Source organism: Natronolimnobius sp. AArcel1 (genome assembly GCF_011043775.1).
Lineage (GTDB): Archaea > Halobacteriota > Halobacteria > Halobacteriales > Natrialbaceae > Natronolimnobius.
This window is the reverse complement of record NZ_JAAKXY010000003.1, coordinates 309634-330720: the sequence shown is the minus strand read 5'-3', so window position 1 is coordinate 330720 and position 21087 is coordinate 309634. Positions and strand designations below refer to the sequence as shown.

Sequence of the window (21087 nt, the reverse complement as noted above, 5' to 3'; positions counted from 1 at the left end):
GGAAAACACTTATCGACGAGTGAGACATGATTGAAAAGTGAACTCTCGGCTCGTCGTGGTGGTTTCGCTGTTCGTGGCTCTCTTGCTCGTCGGTTTTGTTGCGTACCCGGCGGCCCTCACGTATCCGTACTCACAAAGTCCGTCATCGTATTCCGTCGCTCACGAGTCAACTGAGGCCTTCGAAGAGACCGTCGGGCAGGACGACGTGACGCCAGGCGAGCCTCTCGAGGTGAGCAGCCTCGACCCATCGACCCAACAGGCGCTCGAGGAGGCGAAAATGCAGCCTCGAGACGACGGTAGTCGGGGTGAGGGGTGGCAACACCTCGGTAGCGTGCTGGTCTGTGACGACCGACTGCTCGTGTGTGACGAATACGAGGAGCGGCCGGCGTTCCCGGACAACGTCGAGGCCTACGAAATGTACGGTCTCGTCGAAGACGACGACGGTACAGTCTATCTCACGCACTACGACAGCGGTGTCTGGTTCGATTTGAGTCCACTCCTCGAGTTCGCCGTTAAACTCTTCTCGTTTGTCCCCTATGCCGCGTTTCTCGCATACACGTCCGTCGTACGGGACCGCGTTCGCTCGACTGAAATGATGGCGTTTGCGGGCTACGGACTCGCACTCGCGCTGCTGGCGTTTCTGCTCCCGTATCTCCTCATGTTCGATCTGTTTCCGACGTCCGAATACATCATCGGAGCCATCGTCCCGGTGACGTGGATCGTAATCGGCGTTGGCCTGCTCGTTCTTGGGTCGCGGTCTGCATCCCAAGACACGCAAGACGGCGCTGATCACTAACGGCCGAGACATCGCTGTCCGGAAGCCTGCATACTCGAGCGGTCAAATCCGTTGTTAGCCGTCGCGGTCGACCGGTTCATCGGCCGCCTGAAGTGCCACCGAAAACGTCGAGCCCTCTCCGACCGCCGACTCGACCCAGATGTCGCCGCGGTGGCGCTCGATGATCCGCTGGCAGATTGCGAGCCCGATTCCCGTCCCAGCGTACTCATTTCGGGGGTGGAGCCGCTCGAATACCTCGAAAACCCGACCGTGGAGTTCGGGTTCAATGCCAATGCCATTGTCGGTGACCGAAATGACCCACTCGGTATCACGGTGCGTTGCTGCAACCCGTACGACCGGCGACTCCTCGCTGTATTCAATCGCGTTCTCGAGGAGGTTATAGAACAGCCGATGCAGTTGGTGTCGGTCTCCCTCGACCGTTGGCAGCGATTCGATAGTAACGTCCGCATCAGCCGCCACAATGTGGTCATTAAGATCGGTGACAACATCTTCGAGAACGTTCTCGAGATCAACGGGTTCGAAGGGGTTGCCGTGTGTTTTAATCCGAGAGTATGCGAGCAGTCCATCGATCATGTCTCGCATGCGGTCTGCGCCGTCAGTTGCGAACTCAAGGAATTCAAGGCCGTTTTCATCGAGTGACTCTGCGTACCGCTGCTCAAGCAACTGGAGATAGCTCGAGACCATTCGAAGCGGCTCCTGAATGTCGTGGCTGGCGGCGTAGGCGAACTGCTCGAGACGTCGCGTCTCGAGTTGTAACTCGTCAATGTACTCTCGGCGCTCGAGGTGGAATTTGACGAGCGTGACAAGCGTGTCAATCAGTTCCTGCTCTTCGGTGAGAAACGGTGTGGTCTCGCCATTGACGGCCCCATTCGGAAGCCGGGCGGTAACCGTAATTGGCGTCTCGTTCGCTGTTTCCGTCCGTGCCGTGATCGACGGGCCGTCCGCCGAGAACGCATCCGTTGTCGCTTCCTGCGTCCCAATCCGTACGCGCAGGGCGGTCTGGTCTGGATGCCGAAACGCGTCTGGCAGCGTCTCGAGGAGTTCCTCGAGCAACGCTGAAATCGATTTATCGCCCGGCTCAAGCAAGCTTGTCGCGAGTTGAATCGCCGTATACTCCTTTTCGCGTTCCTCGAGTTCTCGTTTGCGCCGATCAGCCAACTCTTTGAGTTCGGTAATATCTGTGGCGGTGACGACGACTTGCTCGGGATCGCTGTTTGAATCAGAAATCGGTGTCGCAGTGATCGAAAGCCACCGTTTTCCCCCGCCTGGTTCTTCGATACTGACCTCCCTGTCGTAGACTGGCTCGCCAGTCTGGAAGACGTGACTCGCTGGTCGCTCTGCAAGCGGGATCGGCGAGCCCGTTTCGTCGTACAGCTGACGGAGAGTCGGATCGATTGTCGGGTTATCGTCAACCGGCAGCGAGAGCAATTGCGCCATCCGTTCGTTCGCCCGACTCGTCGTTCCATCGCGATTGACGACCGTGATGCCGACTGAACTGGTCTCGAGAATCCGTTCGACCAGATCCCGTTCTCGTTGGAGACGTTGCTCGCGCTCTCGTCGATCCGTCATGTCACGTGTGATTTTGGCGAACCCCTCGAGATCGCCATCAGCGTCGCGGATCGCTGCAATCGTTACGTTTGCCCAGAACGTCGAGCCATCTGAACGGACTCGCCAGCCTTCATCTTCGACGACACCGTTTCGCCTCGCGCGCTCGAGATTTTCCTGTGGAACGTGGGCGTCTCGTTCGTCCGGTGTATAAAATATCGAAAAGTGTTTGCCCAGTACCTCTCGCGGGTCGTACCCTTTGATCTGGCTCGCACCAGAGTTCCAGCTGGCGACGTTCCCGTCTGGATCAAGCCTGAAAATTGCGTACTCGTCGACGGCATCGACGAGCGACCTGAACTGGGCTTCACTTGCGACCCGTGCGTTCTCGATCCGCTTGCGGTCGGTGATGTCGTAGTACAGTTCGATACGCCCACCCTCGTATGGCCCGGATTCGATTGGCTTACTTCGGTGCTCGAGCCACCGTTCCTCACGATCCGGGCCGGAAGTGACGTGACACTCGAACCGCGTCGGTGCCCTGTTTGGCTCGTAGGTCGCAAACACGGTTTCCATGAACGTCTCCGGATCCTCGAGTCGATCGGCGATCGTCTCCTCGATGAGGGTTCGTTTGTCTCGCCCGATCACATCTGCGCGATCAATGCCAAAGTAAGATTCAATGCTCTCGTCGATCCAGGCGACAGAAAACGACGCATCGAGGACGAAGACGCCGACATCAGCCTCGTCGATCACTGACGACAGCGGGGCTGCGTGCTCCGGTGACCAGTCATCGGCCGCCGGTTGTGTGTGGCTCTCAGCCTCGCGGACGACTCCAGCAACCTGTGTCGATTCGCCTGCACAGTCGACAGTCCGGAGGTGCAGTTCACACGAGATGCTCGTGTCATCTGCTGATTTCACCGTCACTGAAAGCGTGGACTCAGTTTGCTCGCTCGAACGGAGCGACTGGATCACTCTCTCGAGGCGATCGCAGTCAGACGCCTCGAGGAATGCTGATGCGTGGGAGTCCAGAAGCGTCTCGCGATCTGTCTCGAGAAACTCGACGGCACTATCGGTCGCAGCGACGACGTTCGCGTTTGTATCAAAAAGAACGATGCGCTCCGATATAATATCCAGAAGCTGTGTGTAGCCATCCGTCGTGGCGTTCGAGACCACATCATCGACGCCGTCTGATGTGTGTCCTCGGTTACCCATACAGAGTCATACGCAGTGGTTCGGATAAACCCTCCGCAGCGTTCACTGGTGGTATACGACGGGATACCGCCAAATAGTAACAGTGCATCACTCAGCGAAAAACGTCCACGTCAGCCACGCGGGTCGTACTTATTCCGGATGTAGATCGCGACGGCGTTCATCAGCAACAGCAGGGTCAACAAGACGACAATCCCGGCTGCCGCGACGTGCTGGAAGTTCTCCTCTGGTAACTTTGCCCACTCGAAAATTTGCATCGGCATCGCACCGAACGGCCCGCTCGGATCAGTCAGCGACGGCGGTGCAAACAGCGTCGTCGCCGCACCGACCATCAGAATCGGTGCGGTCTCACCAATCGCTCGAGAGAGCGAAAGAATAATTCCGGTCATGATTCCCGGAACTGCTTCGGGAAGGACAACGTTGCGAATCGTTTGCCATTTCGTCGCTCCGGCACCGTAGGAAGCCTGACGCATCGAGTCCGGAACCGCGCGCAGTGACTCTTGGGACTGAACGATAACGATTGGCAAAATGAGGAGCGTCAGCGTCAGCGCACCGGCGATGAGGCTCGCTCCGGTTTGCATCGCCCGGACGAACACGGCAAGCCCGAGCAGTCCGTACACGATCGAGGGTACTCCCGCAAGATTCGAAATATTCGCCTCGATAAATCGAGTGAGGAGGCTATCAGGCGCGTACTCCTCTAAGTAGATCGCCGCGCCGACCCCCAAAAAGAGGGTGAAGATGGCGGTGAGGATGATCAGGTAGATCGAGCCGACGATCATTGGATACATCCCACCGGGGCCGGTCGGCAGATCACCGTAGTTCGCCGGGTTGTAGTGTTCGACAACCTGGGACGGCGGATAGGTCAAAAACTCCCAGGTGAGCCACCCCCAGGCCTCGCTAACGACATCGTACAGCAGGGCGATGAGGGCAACGACGCCGACCATCGTCGCGGCGAAACACAGCCCAAGGAAGACCTTCCCGAGCTGGCGTTTGCGCTTGACTGCTGACTCGTCGAACTCGAACTCGTCCGCTTCGTCTGCTGTCTGCGTACTCATTGGTACTCCTCCCGGTAGCGCGACCGAATCCACATACTGAAGACGTTCATCAGGAACGTCATCACGAACAGTGTCAACCCGATTGCGAACAGACTCTGATACCCAATTGAGCCAACCGAGGCGTCACCGGTTCCGATCTCGACCATGTACGCTGTCATCGTCTGAATCTCTTCGAACGGGTTACTCGTCATCTGAGGCAGCGCCCCTGCAGCGAGCGTGACTGCCATCGTCTCACCAATTGCCCGCGAAATCGCAAGGATGTACGCCGCCATGATCCCTGACAACGACGCGGGAAGGACAACCTGTGTCGACACCTCGAACTTTGTCGCCCCCAACCCGTAGGCCGCATTTCGAAGCGAGTCAGGCACCGCCGACATCGCATCCTCGGAAATTGAGGACACCATCGGGATAATCATAATCCCGACGACGATCGCACCAGCAGCCGCGTTGAAGGTGTCCGGAACCGGAATAAACCAGATCTGACCGCTTGCACTCTGTAAGATCGGCGTAATAAACGAAATTGCGAAGAAGCCATAGACAATCGTCGGAATCCCCGCGAGAATCTCGAGCGTCGGCTTTGCGACCTTTCGAACGCGAGGATCCGCGTACTCGGAGAGGTAAATCGCCGTCAGCGTCCCGACTGGAATCGCAATCAGGGCCGCCCCAACGGTGATCATGAGCGTCCCCCAGACCAGCGGCAAGACACCAAAGCTCGGATCGTCTGCGGCCCGCGGTGACCAGTTTGTCTCGGTGAAAAACTCGACGAGCGAAACCTGTGAGAAGAAATCGAACGCCCCATCGACTAAAACGACGATGATCGCAAGCGTCGTCGCGACCGTGACAAACGCACACGCAAAGAAAATATAGCGTGCAAGCCGATCACCGAGCGTCCCCACGTCGTTGCCATCCCGACTCAGATCCATCGGTTCAGTGTCTGTACTCATGCATGCTCCTCAATTGCCGCCTCGAGTTCCTCGCGTTGTTCGTCAATCGTGGCATCCGGAACCGGATAGAAACCAACGTCACTCGCCGTTTCCTGCGTGTTTTCGAGATAAAACCGAACAAACTCGCGGAAGGCTGGCCGCTCGAGTGCTGGTGTCCGAACGTAGAGATACATCGGCCTCGAAAGCGGGAGATAGGGTTCGACATCGTCCATCCCCTCTTCGTCCTCTGCGGCCTGGATGCTTTCGTCGGTCGGCGCAACGTACTCGTTGCCGTTGTAGACCTCGATCAACTCGAGGTCGTCACTGTTTTCTTCGTAGTAGCCCGCACCGGCAAAGCCGATGGCATGTTCGTTGCCACGGACGCCACGAACGATGTTGTTCGTGTCCGGCGAACCGCTGTAATCGTCCCGAATGTTGCCAACGGCACCGTTGATCTGCTCAGTGAAGTAGTCGTACGTTCCTGAGGCGGCATCCCGGCCATAGAACGAGATCTCTTCGTCCGGCCAGTCGTCATCGAGGTCTGCCCACGTGTCGATGTCTGAGCCACGCCCCCACAACTGATTAAGTTCGTCAACGGTGAGTTCGTCACACCACGTGTTGTCCGGATGCTTGATAATCGCAATCCCGTCCATGACTACGTCCAGTTCGAGCCAGTCAACGTCGTTTTCTGCACACTGGCTCTGCTCATCGTCACTAATTTCACGGCTGGCGTTCTGTAAGTCGGTTTCGTCGCGACAGAACTGCTGAAACCCGGCTCCAGTCCCTGAGCCACTGACTGAAATCCGAACTTGATTATTGTCCCACATGAACAGTTCGGAAACGAGCGCGCTGTTCGGTAACAACGTATTCGAACCGTCGATCCGAATCTCGCCCTCGAGGCCGCTGTCCTCGCCGCGGGTGATACATCCCGCAAGCCCCGCAAACGCGGTTCCGGCGGCGCCGAGTAATGCACGCCGCCGAGTGAGCGAGTGCCCACTGTCAGCGTTGCCAGTTATCGGCTCGTTTCCCATCACTCACCTAGAGAGGATATTGTCTCTAAATACCCTACTATGTTTACTATATACTGCTATGTAGGTGAACGGTTAGCACCCTAGGCCTCAAGAGAAATCTCGGCAGAGAACGGTCGTTATAGCCGCTCCGAACAACATATTCGACGATAGCAATCTATAGATTCTGCTGGATTTATAGTGATCGGCCCGCAACCGGGAGCTATGGAGACGCGGAAAGTCCAAGTGACAGGTGGGTCGACGTATACCGTCTCGTTGCCGAAAGGCTGGGCCACGGCCAACGACGTCAGTTCCGGGTCCACCGTTGAACTGTATCCAGAAGACGACGCGCTGTTGGTCACACCGCGTAACGAAACCGAGCGCCAGGAAGGAACGCTCGATGTCTCGGATCTCGAGGACGAGCGCCTGACGCGTGCGGTTATGACGATGTACGTCAGCGGCTTCGACATCATCCGACTCGAGGCCAGTCGAATCACGACGGATCAACGCCGTGCCATTCGAGACGCCACGCAGAGTCTGGTCGGCGTCGAAGTACTCGAGGAGACGACTGACAGCGTCGTTATTCAGGATCTGCTCGACTCCTCGGAGCTGTCGATTGTCAACGCTGTCTCGCGAATGCGTCTGATCGCAACGTCGATGCTCGAGGATGCCGTCACCGCGCTCGTCGAAAACGACGACGACATCGCTCGCGACGTGATCGAACGCGACGACGACGTCGACCGCCTCTGGCTCGTCGTCTCCCGGATTTTCCGGGCAACGCTTCGCTCACCGCGAGCAGCCGAGGAACTTGGTCTCCCCCGCGAGGACTGTTTCGACTACCACTCGAGTGCGCGCCAACTCGAGCGCGTGGCCGACCACGCCGCCAAACTCAGCAATCTCGCGCTCAAACTCGATGATATCCCTGAGTCGGTGGCTGACGCACTCGCTGCGCTCCACGCTGACGCCTCCGACGTGCTCACGAAGGCGATGGATGCACTTGTTGCCGACGAACCCGAAGAAGCGAATCGACTCGGCCACGCCGCCCGCGAGGCCGTCCTCGAGATTGACGAACACACCAGAACGATCGACGATATGCTTCGAGACCTCGAGCCGGTCCAGGCCCAGTCGCTCGGGCTGATCGTCGACTCACTCTCTCGAAGTGCTGACTACGGCGGGAATATTGCTGAAACAGCGTTACAAAAGGCCGCACCTCGTCCATAGCCGCACCCGTCCGTAACTATTTGAGCACGCGCTCGAGGAACGGGCTCTGATCGAGGCCCATGCGGTCGTGCAGGCGCGATTGGATGATAGACGATGCCGCAGCGAGAATACCGATAACGCCGAGTAACAGCCATTCCCAGCCGGACGCCACAAGTGTGAGTGTAAGGCCACCGAGTCCAGCGACAAACATCAGGGCCGTAATTCCGAGGTAGACCCGCACTAAGCCCGGTGCTCGAGCCTTCTCGTCGTCCGTATAGAGCGTGTACTCGTACCAACAGAGGACGCCCGCGAGTATAATCGCGATTGAGACGAATCCAGCGAAGATAGTCGGCATAGTCGGGTGCTACATCCGAAGCCTAATAATGCTATCTCGATAGCGACACGTCCCTCCCGGGCCCGTCGTCCAGGTGAGCGTTCTTATATATTGATTGAAACGTCGTTCAGGTTTCTGTCTCCTCGTACGGCACAGCAACGACAGGACGGTTCGCGTTCAACAGCAACGCCTGGGTGACGCTACCAAACAGCGCCTGACCAATTGGTCGTCGATGTCGGCCACAGACGACGATGTACTTTGCGTCGTGTTCCGTCGCATACGACCGAATAACCTCCGCTGGATCACCAACTAGTCCAACCGGTTCGTAATCAGTTTCCTCGAGGCCATCAACCATCTCCGCAATTTCGCGTGCGACTGCCGTCGCAGCCTTCTGTGTTTTCTCGATTGTCGACTTCGCTGTGATTTCGTGTTTCTCGCGCATGGCATCTGCGGACACCTCGGTGAAGTCACTGGTTGGGTGTCCGACGTGGAGCACGTGAAGTTCCGTCTCATATTTCTTGGCGAGATCCGCGGCCTGTTCGACAACAATGGCCGCTCGCTCGGACTGATCGACGGCTGCAACGATTGGCATACGTCAACTAGTGAGCGCATCCGATATGAGCGCTGTGGGACTGCGGACTACACGGATGCCCAACGCCGCGCTCGCATAGCCACTCACGGTCACTGCACTTCTGAGGGGTGTGGGATCAATGTATGGATCGTCTCAACAGCGGCGATAGAGAGACGCCACGCTCTTTGTCGTTCCAACGCATCCGCAGAAAACGCGGATGCATCATACGCTGTTTTCGATCGCTGGTCGCGGGAATCGACTTACTCGAGCGAGATGGCGTTGACCTGTCCGGTCTGGCCGGGACGCGACTGAACGCGGGCGCGGCCTTCGGAGGTTTCGATGATTGCACCCTTCGTGATGATGTTTCGGCGAACGTAGTTCGGGTTGGCGTCGTTCTCCACGACGTCATCAATCTCGGCTGCGACCGTCTCGTCACCTTTGTTGACGCTTGCAACGTTGGTTGCGAGCGCACGCGTCTTGGTACCGTTGCCGTGGACAGCAACCGTTCGGAAGCGTGGTTCACCGACTTCTGTTTCGGTGGGGAGACGTCCGAGTTCGTCTTTGCGAGTGTTTCGAACGTTCTTCAGTCGACCGCCGGTACGCTTGCGCGTAGAGCGTCCCTGATCTTGCATACCCGAAATCAGTCGGGGCGAATACTTGAATGCACGCTTTCGTGCTGACGGGTTCAGAACACCCCCTGCGTCGTGTCTACACACTCGAGACTGCTGAAAACCCGTCACTCATCGGCGACCAGACAGTAGGCATGACCCGGTTCCTCGAACACTGTCTCCGCGTCGTCATCGTAGTAGTTCGAAAAGACGCCCCGTTCGGCGTAGTAGATCCGCCCATCTCGAGGAATCGCCCCACTCGTCACATGCCCGCGATTCTCGACGCGCCACCGACGCTCGCCGGTGGCTTTCTCGAGTGCGTAGAGATGGCTGTCGTAGGAGCCAACCAGAATCGTTTCAGCAGTTGCGGTGAGCGAACCGATGACGGTACCGTGAACGTTCGCCGACCACAGTTCGTTGCCCGTCTCAGCCTCGAGTGCATAGACGTGGTTATCGTCGCTGCCGACGTAGACGACGCCCTCGTCGGGATCGACGGCTGGATTCGACATAATCACCCGTCCTGTTTCGAACGCCCACTCCTCGGTTCCGTCCTCGAGATCGAGTCGATAGAAACGCCCGTCCCACGAACCGACGAAGACTGCGCCGTCGTAGACTGGGGTTGTGCCCTTGATCTCCGCGCCGAGGTGGAACTGTCCGTCGGCCATCTCGTCCCCGTCCGGACCGTCCTCGCCGCCAGCCTGAAACGTCCAGGCGCGCTCGAGCGAGGGGAACTCCCAGCAGTAGACAACGCCGTCGTTTGAGCCCGACACGAGTCGGCCCGCCTCGCAGTCGATCGCCGGCGAGGGATGGGGCATCCCCCAGATGTCGTCGTCGCTCCAGGTCGTCGCGCCCGTTTCGGCCTCGAGTTCCCAGAGCGCACCACTCGCTGGATTGGAGTACTCCGCGAGCAGGTAGAGGGTTCCGTCGATGTAGGCCGGACTCGAGCCAATCGCAATCGAGCCGCCGAATTCGCGGGCGCTCGTGCGCCAGATCAGTTCACCAGTGGGAATATCGACCGCGTAGCATGCCCCATCGTAGCCGCCGATGTAGGCCGTTTCACCGACGATTGCGGGTGTTCCATGAAAGCCAAGGCTGTTTCCAGCACCGGTCTCGAGCGTCCACCGGCGCTCGCCCTCGGGCGTCACCGCGTGAATTTCTCCGGTGTCGCTTGCGATGAGCACCGTTTCGCCGTCCGGCGTCGGCCGCGGCGTCGATTTCGCCGCCGTATGGCCGATTTCGTTCACCGGAACCGACCAGTCGACGCGAACCTCGTCCGGCACGGTTTCCTCGGGGTAGTAGCCGTACCGGCGCACTCCGCGCCGGAACATCGACACGTCGTCATCGACCGGCTGTGGCGTCGCTCGAGGCGCGTCCGCAGCGTCATCAAGCACTCGAGTGCAGTCGGGGATCGACCGACCGGCAACGAGCGTACTCCCGCTGACTCCAGCGATGCTAGCGGCCCCGAGGGTGGCAAGCAGCCGTCGTCGAGACGGGCGAGCACCACGGTCGCTTTCCCCGGCTCGAGTCCGTTGGGGCTCGAGAGGCCGATCATGCATATGGCTGATCGGTTACGTCTCTCAGTTCTTAGCTTTGCTTACTCGCTGGCCTCGGGACCTTCCCGTGAGGCCTCAAAAATCTCCATCAGAAAGCCGCTCGCTCACACTGTTCGCTCGCGGGTGCTGTGCTACTCTTGCTGTGCGTCAACAACCGCAACGCCAGCCAAATTGACGATGTCCTTGACCTCATCGCCTCGCTGGAGGACGTGAACCGGCTTGTCCATGCCGACCAGCATCGGGCCGATGGCGTCCGCACCACCGAGTCGCTGGAGCAGTTTGTAGCCGATGTTACCCGACTCGAGGTTCGGGAAGACGAGCACGTTCGCTGGCTCCTCGAGGTCCGAGAAGCCGTAGGTGCCCTCGAGAATGTCCTCGACGACGGCCGTGTCGGCCTGCATTTCGCCATCAACGGGGAAGTCAACCTCAGGGTCGTCCTGCAGCATGCGTGCGGCGCGGCGCGGTTTGCGCGTGGCTTCGTTGTCGACGCTGCCGAAGTTCGAGTACGACAACAGGGCTGCGCGTGGCTCGATGTTGAACCGCCGGGCGAGGTCGCCGGTCTGTTTGGTGACCTCGGCGAGGACGTCCTCATCGGGGTCCTGATTGACCGTCGCGTCTGCAATAAAGACGACGCGATTCTTGAACGTCAACATGTAGACGCCAGCGGCGTAGTCGACATCATCGGCGGTGCCGATGACCTGCAGCGGTGGACGCAGCGCAGAGGGATAGTGATGCGAGAGCCCGGTCAGCATTGCGTCGGCGTCGCCCTGTTCGACCATCACGCTGCCGAAGTAGTTCGAGTCGCCCTCGATCAGTTCGCCAGCCTCGCTTCGTGTAATCCCCTTTCGGGAGCGGAGTTCGTGCAGTCGCTCGGCGTACTCGTCGTAGTCACCGGCCGATGGATCAGCAACCTGTGGCTCGAAGTCCAGTCCGAGGTTCGCTGCGCTCTGGCGAATCTCGCTCTCATCGCCGATTAGGATTGGGGCTGCGATACCTTGTTCTTGAATCTGGTAGGCTGCGCGGATCATCTTCTCGTTCTCGCCTTCGGCCAGCGCGACCGTTTTCGGGTCGCTCTTTGCCTTGTTGAGGACGACACGCATCATCTCACGGGACTTGCCGAGACGCGCCTCGAGTTCCTCTTCGTACTCCTCGAGGTTCATGTCGACGCGGGCTGCGCCGGAGTCCATCGCGGCCTTGGCGACTGCGGGTGCAACGCGAAAGAGCACGCGCGGGTCGACTGGTTTCGGGATGATGTAGTCGGGACCGAACTGCAGTGGGTCGTCGCCGTAGGCTTTGACAACTGCGTCAGGAACGTCCTCGCGGGCGAGTTCGGCAAGCGCTTCGGCACAGGCGACTTTCATCGCCTCGTTGATCTCGGTTGCACGCACGTCGAGTGCGCCCCGGAAAATAAAGGGGAAACCGAGAACGTTGTTGACCTGATTTGGATAGTCAGAGCGGCCAGTGGCCATGATGACGGTGTCATCGCGGGCCTCCTTTGCGTCCTCGTAGCCGATTTCAGGATCAGGGTTGGCCATCGCGAAGAGGACTGGGTCCGACGCCATCGAACGAACCATCTCCTGAGAGACAATACCGCCAGCGGAGAGGCCGACGAAGACGTCTGCGCCCTCCATTGCATCGCCAAGTCCGCCTTCGGGCAGATCTCGAGCGAACTGCTCTTTGTACTCGTTGAGTTCGCCGTTTTCTGCGCGTTTCTCGGTGATAATCCCCGTCGAGTCACACATGGTGATGTTTTCTTTCTCGACGCCGAGAGAGACGTAGAAGCGGGCCGAGGCGATTGCACTCGCACCAGCGCCCGAGAAGACGACCTCGAGATCCGCGAGGTCTTTGCCGGTGATGTCGGCGGCGTTGAGCAGGGCTGCTCCGGAGATGATTGCCGTGCCGTGTTGGTCATCGTGGAAGACCGGAATGTCGGCTTCCTCGCGGAGGCGCTCTTCGATGGTGAAACACTCCGGCGCTTTGATATCCTCGAGATTGACGCCGCCGAAGGTTGGCTCCATCATTTTGACGGCGTCGACGATTTTGTGTGGGTCTTCCTCGTCGAGTTCCACGTCGAAGACATCAATGTCAGCGAATCGCTTGAAAAGGACGCCTTTCCCCTCCATGACTGGTTTGGAGGCCTGTGCGCCGATATCACCGAGTCCGAGCACTGCAGAGCCGTTCGAGACGACGCCCACGAGATTGCCCTTCGCCGTGTACGTGTAGGCATCGCGTTCGTCTGCGTCGATCTCGAGACATGGTGCGGCGACGCCGGGCGAGTACGCAAGTGAGAGGTCCCGCTGCGTGTTCGTCGGTTTCGTCGTCGAAATCTCGAGTTTCCCGGGCGGATCGGTGCGATGATAGTCGAGTGAATCCTCGTCGAGTCCCATACCCGTGACACTGTATCCGACCACTAAAAACAATGCGAAAGGGGCATTCGACAGTTGTCGAAATAATCAGGGTGCGTATGGCGGTAGTCGGCACGGACTGTCCGGCGAGACGACCCTTTTATACGCACCGCGCCAGTGACCACCGGTATGGACGTCGCGCTTGGTGGGACGTTCGACCCCGTTCACGACGGTCATCGACGGCTGTTCGAGCGGGCGTTCGAACTCGGAGACGTAACCGTCGGACTGACGAGTGACGACCTCGCGCCGAAGACGCGCCACGTCGAACGCCACGTTCGGTCATACGAAACGCGCAAGGCCGCCCTCGCCGAGGAACTCGAGGACCTCGCCGCCAACCAAAACCGCGAGTTCGAGATTCGGCCACTCGAGGAGCCGACAGGAATTGCGACCGAACCGCAGTTTGACTATCTGGTCGTCTCACCGGAAACCAAAGACGGCGGCGAGCAGATCAACGAGATTCGGCGCGAACGCGGCCACGACCCACTCGAGGTCATCGTCGTTCCCCACGTCGAAGCCGACGACGGCGATATCATCTCGAGTACGCGAATCGTCAACGGCGAAATCGACGAGCACGGAGCCGTTCTCGAGGATGGGGACGGCGCAGACGGTAGCGAGTGACAGCTCCGTCAATCCTCTCAGCAAGGCTGTCGAATCAGTTCCTTTTTACGGGCTGACGGGGAATCTCACGCTATGAGCTTCGAGAAAGACGACCAGGTCGTTTTGAACGACGAACACAGCGAGTTCGACGGCGAAAGCGGCACCATCACCCAGACGATGGAGTCGATGTTCGGCGACACCACCTACACCGTCAGCTTCGACGACGGCCAGGAAACCGGTGTTCCCGAGAGCGACCTCGAGGAAGCCGACGAGGACGCAGTCGACGACGAAGACGCGGACGAATAACCAGAGCACGGCTAACGTGGCCACCGCGCCGATACTACAGACCCGCAGATGCCCCAGATTCCGCTTCACTACGTCGATTTACGAACGTTCTGCTACGCCACCGAGGACGAAAAACGCGTCGAGGAAGCGCTTCGAACCTTCCTCCCCGGCAGTGACGACGATGCCGATGACGCCGACGACACCGAGCCGTTCGAGATCGAGCGCGTCGAAAGCGACGGCCACTTCGGCGACCGCATTCTTGTCCTCTCGGCGCGCATCGAGAGCGCCGACGACGTTCGATACGTCCTCTCGAGATTGGCAGACCTCGAGTCCTTCGACACGCTAATCGGTGAACTCGATGAACGCGTTACCGAAAACACCGAACTCTTCTTGCGCCTCGACAAGCAGGCCGCTTTCGGCGGCGACGTCAAACTGGGCGATGGCATCACCTTCCGCGGCAAGGTCGAAGCCTATCCCGCTAAAAAGGAAAAAGCCGTCGCTAACGCCGAAGACGTCTTAACACAGTTGCGCGACGACGAGTGAAAGTAGCCGTTCGAGAGGCCCGAGTTTTCGAGTGAGGGCGTTCTCATTTCTCCCGTTTCTTCTGCATCGTTTCGGCCAAGAGTTATTCGGCTAGAACCCATAGTTTGCGTAATGGTATCATATTTCGACGCGCTCACACCGTTGCAACTCCAACTCGAGGACCCAATCCTCCTCGTTGGGGCGCTCGCGCTCGTGCTCGTCGTCGCCACTGTCTGGTCGATGGTGGAAATCGTCGACGCCTACGAGCGCAGTGCACTGACCGTCTTCGGGGAGTACCGCAAACTGCTCGAGCCAGGGCTGAACATCGTCCCACCGTTCGTCTCGCGGATTTACGCATTCGACATGCGAACGCAGACGATTGACGTGCCGAGTCAGGAAGCGATTACGCGGGACAACTCGCCTGTGACCGCCGACGCCGTCGTCTACATCCGTGTGATGAACGCGAAACGGGCGTTTCTCGAGGTTGATGACTACGAACGCGCCGTCTCGAACCTTTCACAGACGACGCTGCGGGCAGTCATCGGCGATATGGAACTCGATGACACCCTCAGCCGGCGAGAAATGATCAACGAGCGCATCCGTCAGGAACTCGACGAACCCACCGACGAGTGGGGGATCCGCGTCGAAAGCGTCGAAGTTCGGGAGGTCACGCCCTCGCGCGACGTCAAAGGCGCAATGGAGCAACAGACCTCCGCAGAGCGCAAACGTCGTGCCATGATTCTCGAGGCACAGGGTGAACGCCGCAGCGCCGTCGAGCGAGCAGAGGGTAACAAGCAGTCCGAGATTATCCGCGCCCAGGGTGAAAAGCAGAGTCAGATCCTCGAGGCACAGGGTGACTCGATTTCGACCGTCTTGCGAGCGAAATCCGCCGAGTCGATGGGCGAACGCGCCATCATCGACCGCGGAATGGATACGCTGGCAGAGATCGGCCAGAGCGACTCCACCACGTTCGTGATGCCACAGGAACTCACGTCGATGGTCGGCCGGTACGGCAAACACCTCTCCGATAGCGACGTCGCCGAGGACACCGATTCGCTCGAAAGTCTGGACTTCGACGAGGAGACTCGCGAATTGATCGGACTCGACGACATTGCCGAGATCATCGGCGAAATCGAGGACATCGAAATGGACGTCGAGGCGATGGAACAAGAAGCCCAGGCGATTCAGGAAGGCGAGGATATGCCGGAAGAAGGCGGTGACGTGGTCGATGTTGCAGAGACGAGACAGGGAGCGACAGATACCGACGGCGGATCGGACCAGAGCTAATAGCCTTGGTCGGGTACCAGCGCCCGGATTGCACTCGTCACTGCGAACATGGCGTTTTTACTCACAGACAGTGACGGTCACGTATGGACGTACATCTCGTTGGCGACGATCCAGTCTATGAAACCGTCGCTGCCGCGCTCGAGGATGTCGATATCGGTGTTGTTGATGCCGACCCCGACGAACTAACCGACGCTCGATTCGGCGTCGTCAGCGATGTTGCGGGTGCAAAGACGTTTCAGGAGGCGAGCGAAGCCGCTCGAGCGGGTGGAACGCCGTGGGTTGCCATCGAAATCGGCGGCGTCGGTGGCCATCCTCTGCCCGCGGTCGATGCCGCAGTTTCTGGATTCGCGTCGGGGGCTGGTGCAGGCTGTTTTGAGTGTCTACGCACACGCGTTGCGTCGACAACTGAGGAGACGGCCCAACAGCCACGCGCCGACCGCAGCACGGCTCGACTCGCCGGCGCGCTCGCAGGCCGTGAGTGCGTTCGCGTCTTCGAAGGCGTCGATGACTCAATCATCGGCCGTGTTGTCGAACTGCCCTACAACCGCCGACGATTTCTGCCTGTTCCCGACTGTGACTGTGATGGTGGCGAGCGAGACTGGACGTTTGAGCGTGACGACGACGAGTCGCTCGCCCTTGACGCGGCCGTCGAACACGCCGAAGCAGCGATCGATGACCGGGTCGGAATCGTGACGAGTATTGGTGAAATCGAGTCGTTCCCCGTACCGTACTATCTGGCTCGCAACGCGGATACGAGCGGCTACAGCGACGCCACCGCGCCGACGGAGGCCGCAGGCGTCGCCGACGACTGGAACGCCGCGTTGATGAAAGCCGTCGGCGAAGGACTCGAGCGCTACTGTGCCGGCGTCTACCGTGAGTCGGAGTTCGTTCACGCGAGTGAGGACGACCTCGAGAATCCAGTCTCGCCCGCGGCGTTCGTCCGGCCGGAAAGCGCCGAGTACGATCCTGAACAGGAGTATCCCTGGGTGCCCGGCCAGAACCTCGCGACTGGCGACGATGTCCACCTGCCCGCCGCAGCCGTCCAGTTCCCACAGCCCGGCCCGTCGCTAGTTCCGGCGATTACGACCGGACTCGGACTTGGCTCCTCGACGGCTGATGCACTCTTGTCGGGGCTAACCGAAGTCATCGAACGCGATGCAACGATGCTCGCGTGGTACTCATCGTTCGACCCGCTCGAGCTCACACTCGAGGACGAGCGATTCGACGTGCTCGAGCGCCGAGCGCGAAGTGAAGGACTATCGGTGACACCCTTGCTCGTCACACAGGATGTAGATGTGCCAGTCGTTGCCGTCGCTGTCCACCGCGACCCTGCGGAGGGAGCTGTCGATCCTGACAGCCCCACCTGGCCTGCGTTTGCGGCCGGCTCTGCAGCAGCGCTTGATGCCACCGACGCTGCGAGTTCGGCACTCGAGGAGGCGCTTCAGAACTGGATGGAACTGCGCAATATCGGCGCAGAGAACGCAACTGCCCAATCGGGCGCAATTGGTGAGTACGCGACGTTCCCGGAGACCGTCCAGAAATTTGTCGACGTGGATGGGACCGTTCCCGCAGCCAGTGTAGGCCCAACTGCTGATCTTACCGGTTCAGACGCCCTCGAGGAGGTCCTTGAGCGGGTAACAGAGACCGGACTGACGCCGTATGCGGCACGGATCACAACGCGGGACGTGTCGGCTATCGGGTTCGAAGCGGTTCGTGTCGTCATCCCCGAGGCACAGCCGCTGTTTACCAACGAGCCGTTCTTCGGTGAGCGAGCCGAGACCGTTCCCGACGAGTTAGGCTTCGAGCCACGGCTCAAGCGTGCGTTCCACCCGTACCCATAGGTTCAGCGAGCAAACACCACAAAACAAAGCGGCTGACTCAGTCGAGTTCCTCATCGGCCATCTGCTCGCCGTCTGCACCCTCGAGATCGTCGTCTGATGAATTCTCGTCAATCACGTCGATCTCGTCATCATCGGCGTCATCGTCGCCATGAATCTCGACGACGAGGTCGTCGTCGCGTATGTACACCATCACCAGTTGCGTGTCTTCCGTGATCGACACCGCGCGAGCGACCGAATCCTCTGTGTCTCGGTCGTATTTGACGACCTGTAGGTTCTGGTCCGTCCGCTCGAGGTTTGGGGCCATGACGGTCTCTTCGGGCGTCACCGCATAGCTCTCGTCGTAGGATTCGCGGCCTGTTCCTGTCTCCCGAGCCTGTAACTGGAGGTTATACGCGTTGTCGGCCTCGCTATGAATCTCGAGTGGGACGACTCCCTGCAGGCCGAAATGTTCCTGCACCCCCTCGAGACAGCCTGCGAGTCCGGCCATTGCGAGTACGCCTGCTGACTGCAGTGCCCTGCGGCGATTCACACTACAGAATCGGGACCGAACAACTGTATGCGTTTCTCTTTGGGTGTCAGGGTTGCACAGAGACGAACGGCTGAAACGTAACTGAGTGACGACGTTAGCTATCTGGCGAGTAGTTCGGTGCTTCGTCCGTAATCACGACGTCGTGGGCGTGACTCTCAGCTTGGCCAGCCGAGGAGACGCGGACGAACTCGCTCCGTTCTTTGAACGCGGGGACCGTCTCAGCGCCGACGTAGCCCATGCCGGACTGCATCCCACCGGCGAGTTGGTGGAGTTCGGACTTGAGTGTCCCTTTGTACGGCGTCGCGGCTTCGACACCTTCTGGGACGTAGTCTTCTTCCTCGTCTGGCTCTTCTTTGAGATACCGGTCGCTGTCGCCGGATTTCATCGCACCGACGGATCCCATGCCGCGGTACTGCTTGTACTTCTTGCCGTTCATCGTGACGACGCGGCCGGGTGCCTCGTCGGTGCCGGCGAAGTACGAGCCGAGCATGACCGCATCCGCACCGGCTGCGATCGCTTTGATCGCGTCGCCGGAGTAGCGGATGCCACCGTCTGCGATCACAGGCACGTCGTGCTCGCTCGCAACGTCTGCGACCTGTGCAACGGCCGTGATCTGGGGCATTCCTGCACCGGAGACGACTCGAGTCGTACAGATCGAGCCTGGGCCGATGCCGACTTTGATCCCGTCTGCGAACTCCACGAGTTCTGCGGCCGCTTCGCGGGTACCGACGTTGCCGACGACGACATCCGCGTCGACGGCCTCTTTGATCTCTCGAGCGCCGTCGATGACGTTCCGGTTGTGCGCGTGGGCGGTGTCGATAAAGAGCACGTCCGCGTCCGCCTCGTCGGCGGCTTCCGCGCGGTCCATCTCGAAGGGACTGACGGCAACGCCACAGCAGAGTTTGCCGTCCTCGTCGCGGACAGCTTCCTCGTACTCACGGCGCTGGAGAATGCCTTGCATTGTGACGAGGCCGACGAGGAGGTTCTCGTCGTCGACGACCGGCACGCGTTCAATCTTGTGCTCGTACATCAGATCGAACGCATCACGCGGTCCGATGTCGTCTCCGGCTGTGATGACCTCATCCGTCATCGCTTCGGTGACCGGGTCATCCTCGTTGACCTCGAGGTGAGGCCGGATATCCGTACTCGAGATGATGCCCAGCACTTCACCACGGGTGTTGACGACAGGTGCGCCGCCAACGCCTTCGCGGGCCATCAGGTCGTCAACTTCGCGAACGGACATTTCGGGGTCGGCGGTGACGACTGAGTCTTGTGGAATAATGAGTTCGTCGGCGCTTTTGACGCGGCCAATCTCTTCGACCATCTCGTCGATGTTCATGTTGCGATGGAGGACGCCGAGACCGCCGTGGCGAGCCATTGCGATTGCCATGCCGCTCTCGGTGACGGTGTCCATCGCTGCCGAGAGGATCGGCACGGAGACCTCAACTGTCTTTGAGACTCGCGAGGTGAGGTCTGCATCATCTGGTTCGACGCGACTCTCCTTGGGTCGAAGGAGGACATCATCGAACGTTAGCGCTTCCGGTACCTGCAGTTTCGACAAATAGGGCTCGTGCTCGGGAACGTCGTTCGCCATGTAAACCGTCCGGACCCGCCAGCAAAAAGCGTTGCGAGATAGACCCGTTTCCGAGCAGACTCGTCGCTCACGAGCGCTAGAGTGGTCCCGGCGTTCTCGGTGATCGCTTTATCTTCCATCACCGCGTCTCTCTTATCGAATGTCGGAGATAGACCTCACAATCGATCATCGACTCCCCGCTACCGACGAGACAATCCACAGCACCTGGAATAACGCTCTCGAGCCGGTGTTAACGATCGAACCCGGTGACGTCGTCCAGTTCGAGTGCCGGGACGCCACAAACGGCCAGATCGATCAAAAATCAACAGCCACGGACGTACCAGCAATCGATATCAGCCAGATTCATCCGCTCACCGGGCCAGTCGCCATTGCCGGTGCCAAGCCCGGAGACGTGCTCACAGTTGATATTCTGTCGCTCGAGCACCACGGGTGGGGATACACGCTGGTGTTGCCGGGTGCAGCCGGCCTTGGACTGCTTGCCGATGACTTTCCAGAGCCTGCGATGTACGTCTGGGATCTCGAGGACGGTGTTGCTCACTTCACAAACGGGATCGAGGTGCCAGTGGCGCCGTTCCCGGGAACGATCGGTGTTGCTCCTGCTGACGACGGCGAACACGAGACCACGCCGCCACGAGCGGTTGGCGGCAATCTCGATATTAAACACCTCACTGCAGGGTCGACACTTCATCTTCCCATTGCCGTCGAAGACGCGCTGTTCAGTATCGGCGACTGCCACGCCGCACAAGGTGACGGAGAGGTCTGTGTGAACGGCCTCGAGGCACCGATGACCGTTACCTGCCGATTCGAGTTGCAGACGGATCGCTCACTCGAGTACCCCCAGTTCGAGACTACCGGCCCACTCTCCTCGAGTGGGCGCGAGGAACCCGTCTTCGGGACAACGGGAGTTGACGCAGATCTTCACGAGGCAACGAAGATAGCAATCCGAGGCATGATCGAGTACCTGCATCACGAACGGGGTCTTGCGCGCGATGAAGCGTATATTCTGTGTTCAGTAGCCGTCGATCTGAAAGTCAACCAGGTTGTCAACGCACCCAACTGGACGGTCTCTGCGTACCTTCCGGAACGAATCTTCCCGACTGCCAACGGCGAGTAATGACAAGTGTGATTTTTGACCGACTGCCCGTCCTGAAAGCCGAGCTGTCTACCTGAATATCGTTTTGGTCCACGGATCAGGTAGATAACTGGCTTATTCCGCGCACAACTCATAGTCT

At 59.4% G+C, this 21087-nt stretch carries 19 protein-coding genes; 8 read left to right on the top strand and 11 right to left on the bottom strand.

Going from position 1 to position 21087, the window contains the following annotated elements:
• Nucleotides 1-37: 37 nt before the first annotated feature.
• Nucleotides 38-796: a hypothetical protein gene (locus tag G6M89_RS09805; RefSeq protein WP_165161611.1), complete on the top strand. Its 759-nt coding sequence runs from the start codon at nt 38-40 to the stop codon at nt 794-796.
• 54 nt (nt 797-850) lie between these two features.
• On the opposite strand, the gene G6M89_RS09800 is transcribed toward G6M89_RS09805, so the two are convergent.
• From G6M89_RS09800 to G6M89_RS09785, 4 genes are all read right to left on the bottom strand, one after another.
• A complete protein-coding gene (locus tag G6M89_RS09800) occupies nt 851-3547 on the bottom strand; it encodes a PAS domain S-box protein (protein ID WP_241175288.1) in 2697 nt (898 codons plus the stop codon).
• A 110-nt stretch (nt 3548-3657) separates the two neighbouring features.
• Entirely contained in the window at nt 3658-4599 is a 942-nt protein-coding gene (gene pstA, locus G6M89_RS09795) for a phosphate ABC transporter permease PstA (protein ID WP_165161610.1), read from the bottom strand.
• Nucleotides 4596-5543 (bottom strand): phosphate ABC transporter permease subunit PstC, encoded by a 948-nt coding sequence (gene pstC / locus G6M89_RS09790; RefSeq protein WP_165161609.1) that lies wholly within the window; start codon nt 5541-5543, stop codon nt 4596-4598. Before pstC ends, pstA begins: the two co-directional genes overlap by 4 nt.
• Nucleotides 5540-6553, bottom strand: a complete 1014-nt coding sequence (locus tag G6M89_RS09785) for a PstS family phosphate ABC transporter substrate-binding protein (RefSeq protein ID WP_165161608.1) — start codon at nt 6551-6553, stop codon at nt 5540-5542. The genes pstC and G6M89_RS09785 overlap by 4 nt, the downstream gene beginning before the upstream one ends.
• Nucleotides 6554-6754: 201 nt before the next feature.
• On the opposite strand from G6M89_RS09785, the gene G6M89_RS09780 reads away from it, so the two are divergent.
• A complete protein-coding gene (locus G6M89_RS09780; RefSeq protein WP_165161607.1) occupies nt 6755-7750 on the top strand; it encodes a phosphate uptake regulator PhoU in 996 nt (331 codons plus the stop codon).
• Nucleotides 7751-7766: 16 nt separating this feature from the next.
• Here the strand turns inward: G6M89_RS09780 and G6M89_RS09775 are convergent, their stop codons facing one another.
• The 5 genes from G6M89_RS09775 to G6M89_RS09755 form a co-directional block, all read right to left on the bottom strand.
• Nucleotides 7767-8084, bottom strand: coding sequence for a sodium:proton antiporter (locus G6M89_RS09775; protein WP_165161606.1), 318 nt, complete (start codon nt 8082-8084; stop codon nt 7767-7769).
• 106 nt (nt 8085-8190) lie between these two features.
• Entirely contained in the window at nt 8191-8655 is a 465-nt protein-coding gene (locus G6M89_RS09770) for a universal stress protein (RefSeq protein ID WP_165161605.1), read from the bottom strand.
• Nucleotides 8656-8894: 239 nt separating this feature from the next.
• Nucleotides 8895-9266 (bottom strand): 30S ribosomal protein S8e, encoded by a 372-nt coding sequence (locus tag G6M89_RS09765; RefSeq protein ID WP_165161604.1) that lies wholly within the window; start codon nt 9264-9266, stop codon nt 8895-8897.
• A gap of 104 nt (nt 9267-9370) precedes the next feature.
• Complete coding sequence (locus tag G6M89_RS09760) at nt 9371-10798, bottom strand: PQQ-binding-like beta-propeller repeat protein (protein WP_165161603.1); 1428 nt, start codon at nt 10796-10798, stop codon at nt 9371-9373.
• Nucleotides 10799-10926: 128 nt separating this feature from the next.
• Entirely contained in the window at nt 10927-13182 is a 2256-nt protein-coding gene (locus tag G6M89_RS09755; protein WP_165161602.1) for an NADP-dependent malic enzyme, read from the bottom strand.
• Between the two features lie 147 nt (nt 13183-13329).
• Here G6M89_RS09755 and G6M89_RS09750 point away from each other — a divergent pair, with 147 nt between their 5' ends.
• The 5 genes from G6M89_RS09750 (at nt 13330) to G6M89_RS09730 (ending at nt 17732) form a co-directional block, all read left to right on the top strand.
• A complete protein-coding gene (locus G6M89_RS09750) occupies nt 13330-13818 on the top strand; it encodes a phosphopantetheine adenylyltransferase (protein WP_165161601.1) in 489 nt (162 codons plus the stop codon).
• Between the two features lie 72 nt (nt 13819-13890).
• Nucleotides 13891-14103: a DUF1918 domain-containing protein gene (locus G6M89_RS09745; RefSeq protein ID WP_165161600.1), complete on the top strand. Its 213-nt coding sequence runs from the start codon at nt 13891-13893 to the stop codon at nt 14101-14103.
• A gap of 48 nt (nt 14104-14151) precedes the next feature.
• Entirely contained in the window at nt 14152-14625 is a 474-nt protein-coding gene (locus tag G6M89_RS09740) for an RNA-binding protein (RefSeq protein ID WP_165161599.1), read from the top strand.
• 111 nt (nt 14626-14736) lie between these two features.
• Nucleotides 14737-15891 (top strand): SPFH domain-containing protein, encoded by a 1155-nt coding sequence (locus tag G6M89_RS09735; protein WP_165161598.1) that lies wholly within the window; start codon nt 14737-14739, stop codon nt 15889-15891.
• An 83-nt stretch (nt 15892-15974) separates the two neighbouring features.
• The gene (locus G6M89_RS09730) at nt 15975-17732 is read left to right on the top strand and encodes a YcaO-like family protein (RefSeq protein ID WP_165161597.1); all 1758 of its coding nucleotides are present in this window, start codon (nt 15975-15977) and stop codon (nt 17730-17732) included.
• A gap of 37 nt (nt 17733-17769) precedes the next feature.
• Here the strand turns inward: G6M89_RS09730 and G6M89_RS09725 are convergent, their stop codons facing one another.
• Nucleotides 17770-18261, bottom strand: coding sequence for a hypothetical protein (locus G6M89_RS09725; protein ID WP_165161596.1), 492 nt, complete (start codon nt 18259-18261; stop codon nt 17770-17772).
• 94 nt (nt 18262-18355) lie between these two features.
• A complete protein-coding gene (guaB, locus tag G6M89_RS09720) occupies nt 18356-19855 on the bottom strand; it encodes an IMP dehydrogenase (RefSeq protein WP_165161595.1) in 1500 nt (499 codons plus the stop codon).
• Nucleotides 19856-19994: 139 nt separating this feature from the next.
• On the opposite strand from guaB, the gene G6M89_RS09715 reads away from it, so the two are divergent.
• Nucleotides 19995-20969, top strand: coding sequence for an acetamidase/formamidase family protein (locus G6M89_RS09715; RefSeq protein ID WP_165161594.1), 975 nt, complete (start codon nt 19995-19997; stop codon nt 20967-20969).
• Nucleotides 20970-21087: the final 118 nt, after the last annotated feature.

Bases quoted from the DNA above. Each gene is read 5' to 3' on its own strand.
- G6M89_RS09800 (WP_241175288.1), bottom strand. From the start codon at position 3,547: ATGGGTAACCGAGGACACACATCAGACGGCGTCGATGATGTGGTCTCG.
- G6M89_RS09765 (WP_165161604.1), bottom strand. From the start codon at position 9,266: ATGCAAGATCAGGGACGCTCTACGCGCAAGCGTACCGGCGGTCGACTG.
- G6M89_RS09750 (WP_165161601.1), top strand. From the start codon at position 13,330: ATGGACGTCGCGCTTGGTGGGACGTTCGACCCCGTTCACGACGGTCAT.
- G6M89_RS09715 (WP_165161594.1), top strand. From the start codon at position 19,995: ATGTCGGAGATAGACCTCACAATCGATCATCGACTCCCCGCTACCGAC.
- G6M89_RS09735 (WP_165161598.1), top strand. From the start codon at position 14,737: ATGGTATCATATTTCGACGCGCTCACACCGTTGCAACTCCAACTCGAG.
- G6M89_RS09755 (WP_165161602.1), bottom strand. From the start codon at position 13,182: ATGGGACTCGACGAGGATTCACTCGACTATCATCGCACCGATCCGCCC.
- guaB (WP_165161595.1), bottom strand. From the start codon at position 19,855: ATGGCGAACGACGTTCCCGAGCACGAGCCCTATTTGTCGAAACTGCAG.
- pstC (WP_165161609.1), bottom strand. From the start codon at position 5,543: ATGAGTACAGACACTGAACCGATGGATCTGAGTCGGGATGGCAACGAC.
- G6M89_RS09785 (WP_165161608.1), bottom strand. From the start codon at position 6,553: ATGGGAAACGAGCCGATAACTGGCAACGCTGACAGTGGGCACTCGCTC.
- pstA (WP_165161610.1), bottom strand. From the start codon at position 4,599: ATGAGTACGCAGACAGCAGACGAAGCGGACGAGTTCGAGTTCGACGAG.
- G6M89_RS09760 (WP_165161603.1), bottom strand. From the start codon at position 10,798: ATGCATGATCGGCCTCTCGAGCCCCAACGGACTCGAGCCGGGGAAAGC.
- G6M89_RS09730 (WP_165161597.1), top strand. From the start codon at position 15,975: ATGGACGTACATCTCGTTGGCGACGATCCAGTCTATGAAACCGTCGCT.
- G6M89_RS09770 (WP_165161605.1), bottom strand. From the start codon at position 8,655: ATGCCAATCGTTGCAGCCGTCGATCAGTCCGAGCGAGCGGCCATTGTT.
- G6M89_RS09740 (WP_165161599.1), top strand. From the start codon at position 14,152: ATGCCCCAGATTCCGCTTCACTACGTCGATTTACGAACGTTCTGCTAC.
- G6M89_RS09775 (WP_165161606.1), bottom strand. From the start codon at position 8,084: ATGCCGACTATCTTCGCTGGATTCGTCTCAATCGCGATTATACTCGCG.
- G6M89_RS09780 (WP_165161607.1), top strand. From the start codon at position 6,755: ATGGAGACGCGGAAAGTCCAAGTGACAGGTGGGTCGACGTATACCGTC.
- G6M89_RS09745 (WP_165161600.1), top strand. From the start codon at position 13,891: ATGAGCTTCGAGAAAGACGACCAGGTCGTTTTGAACGACGAACACAGC.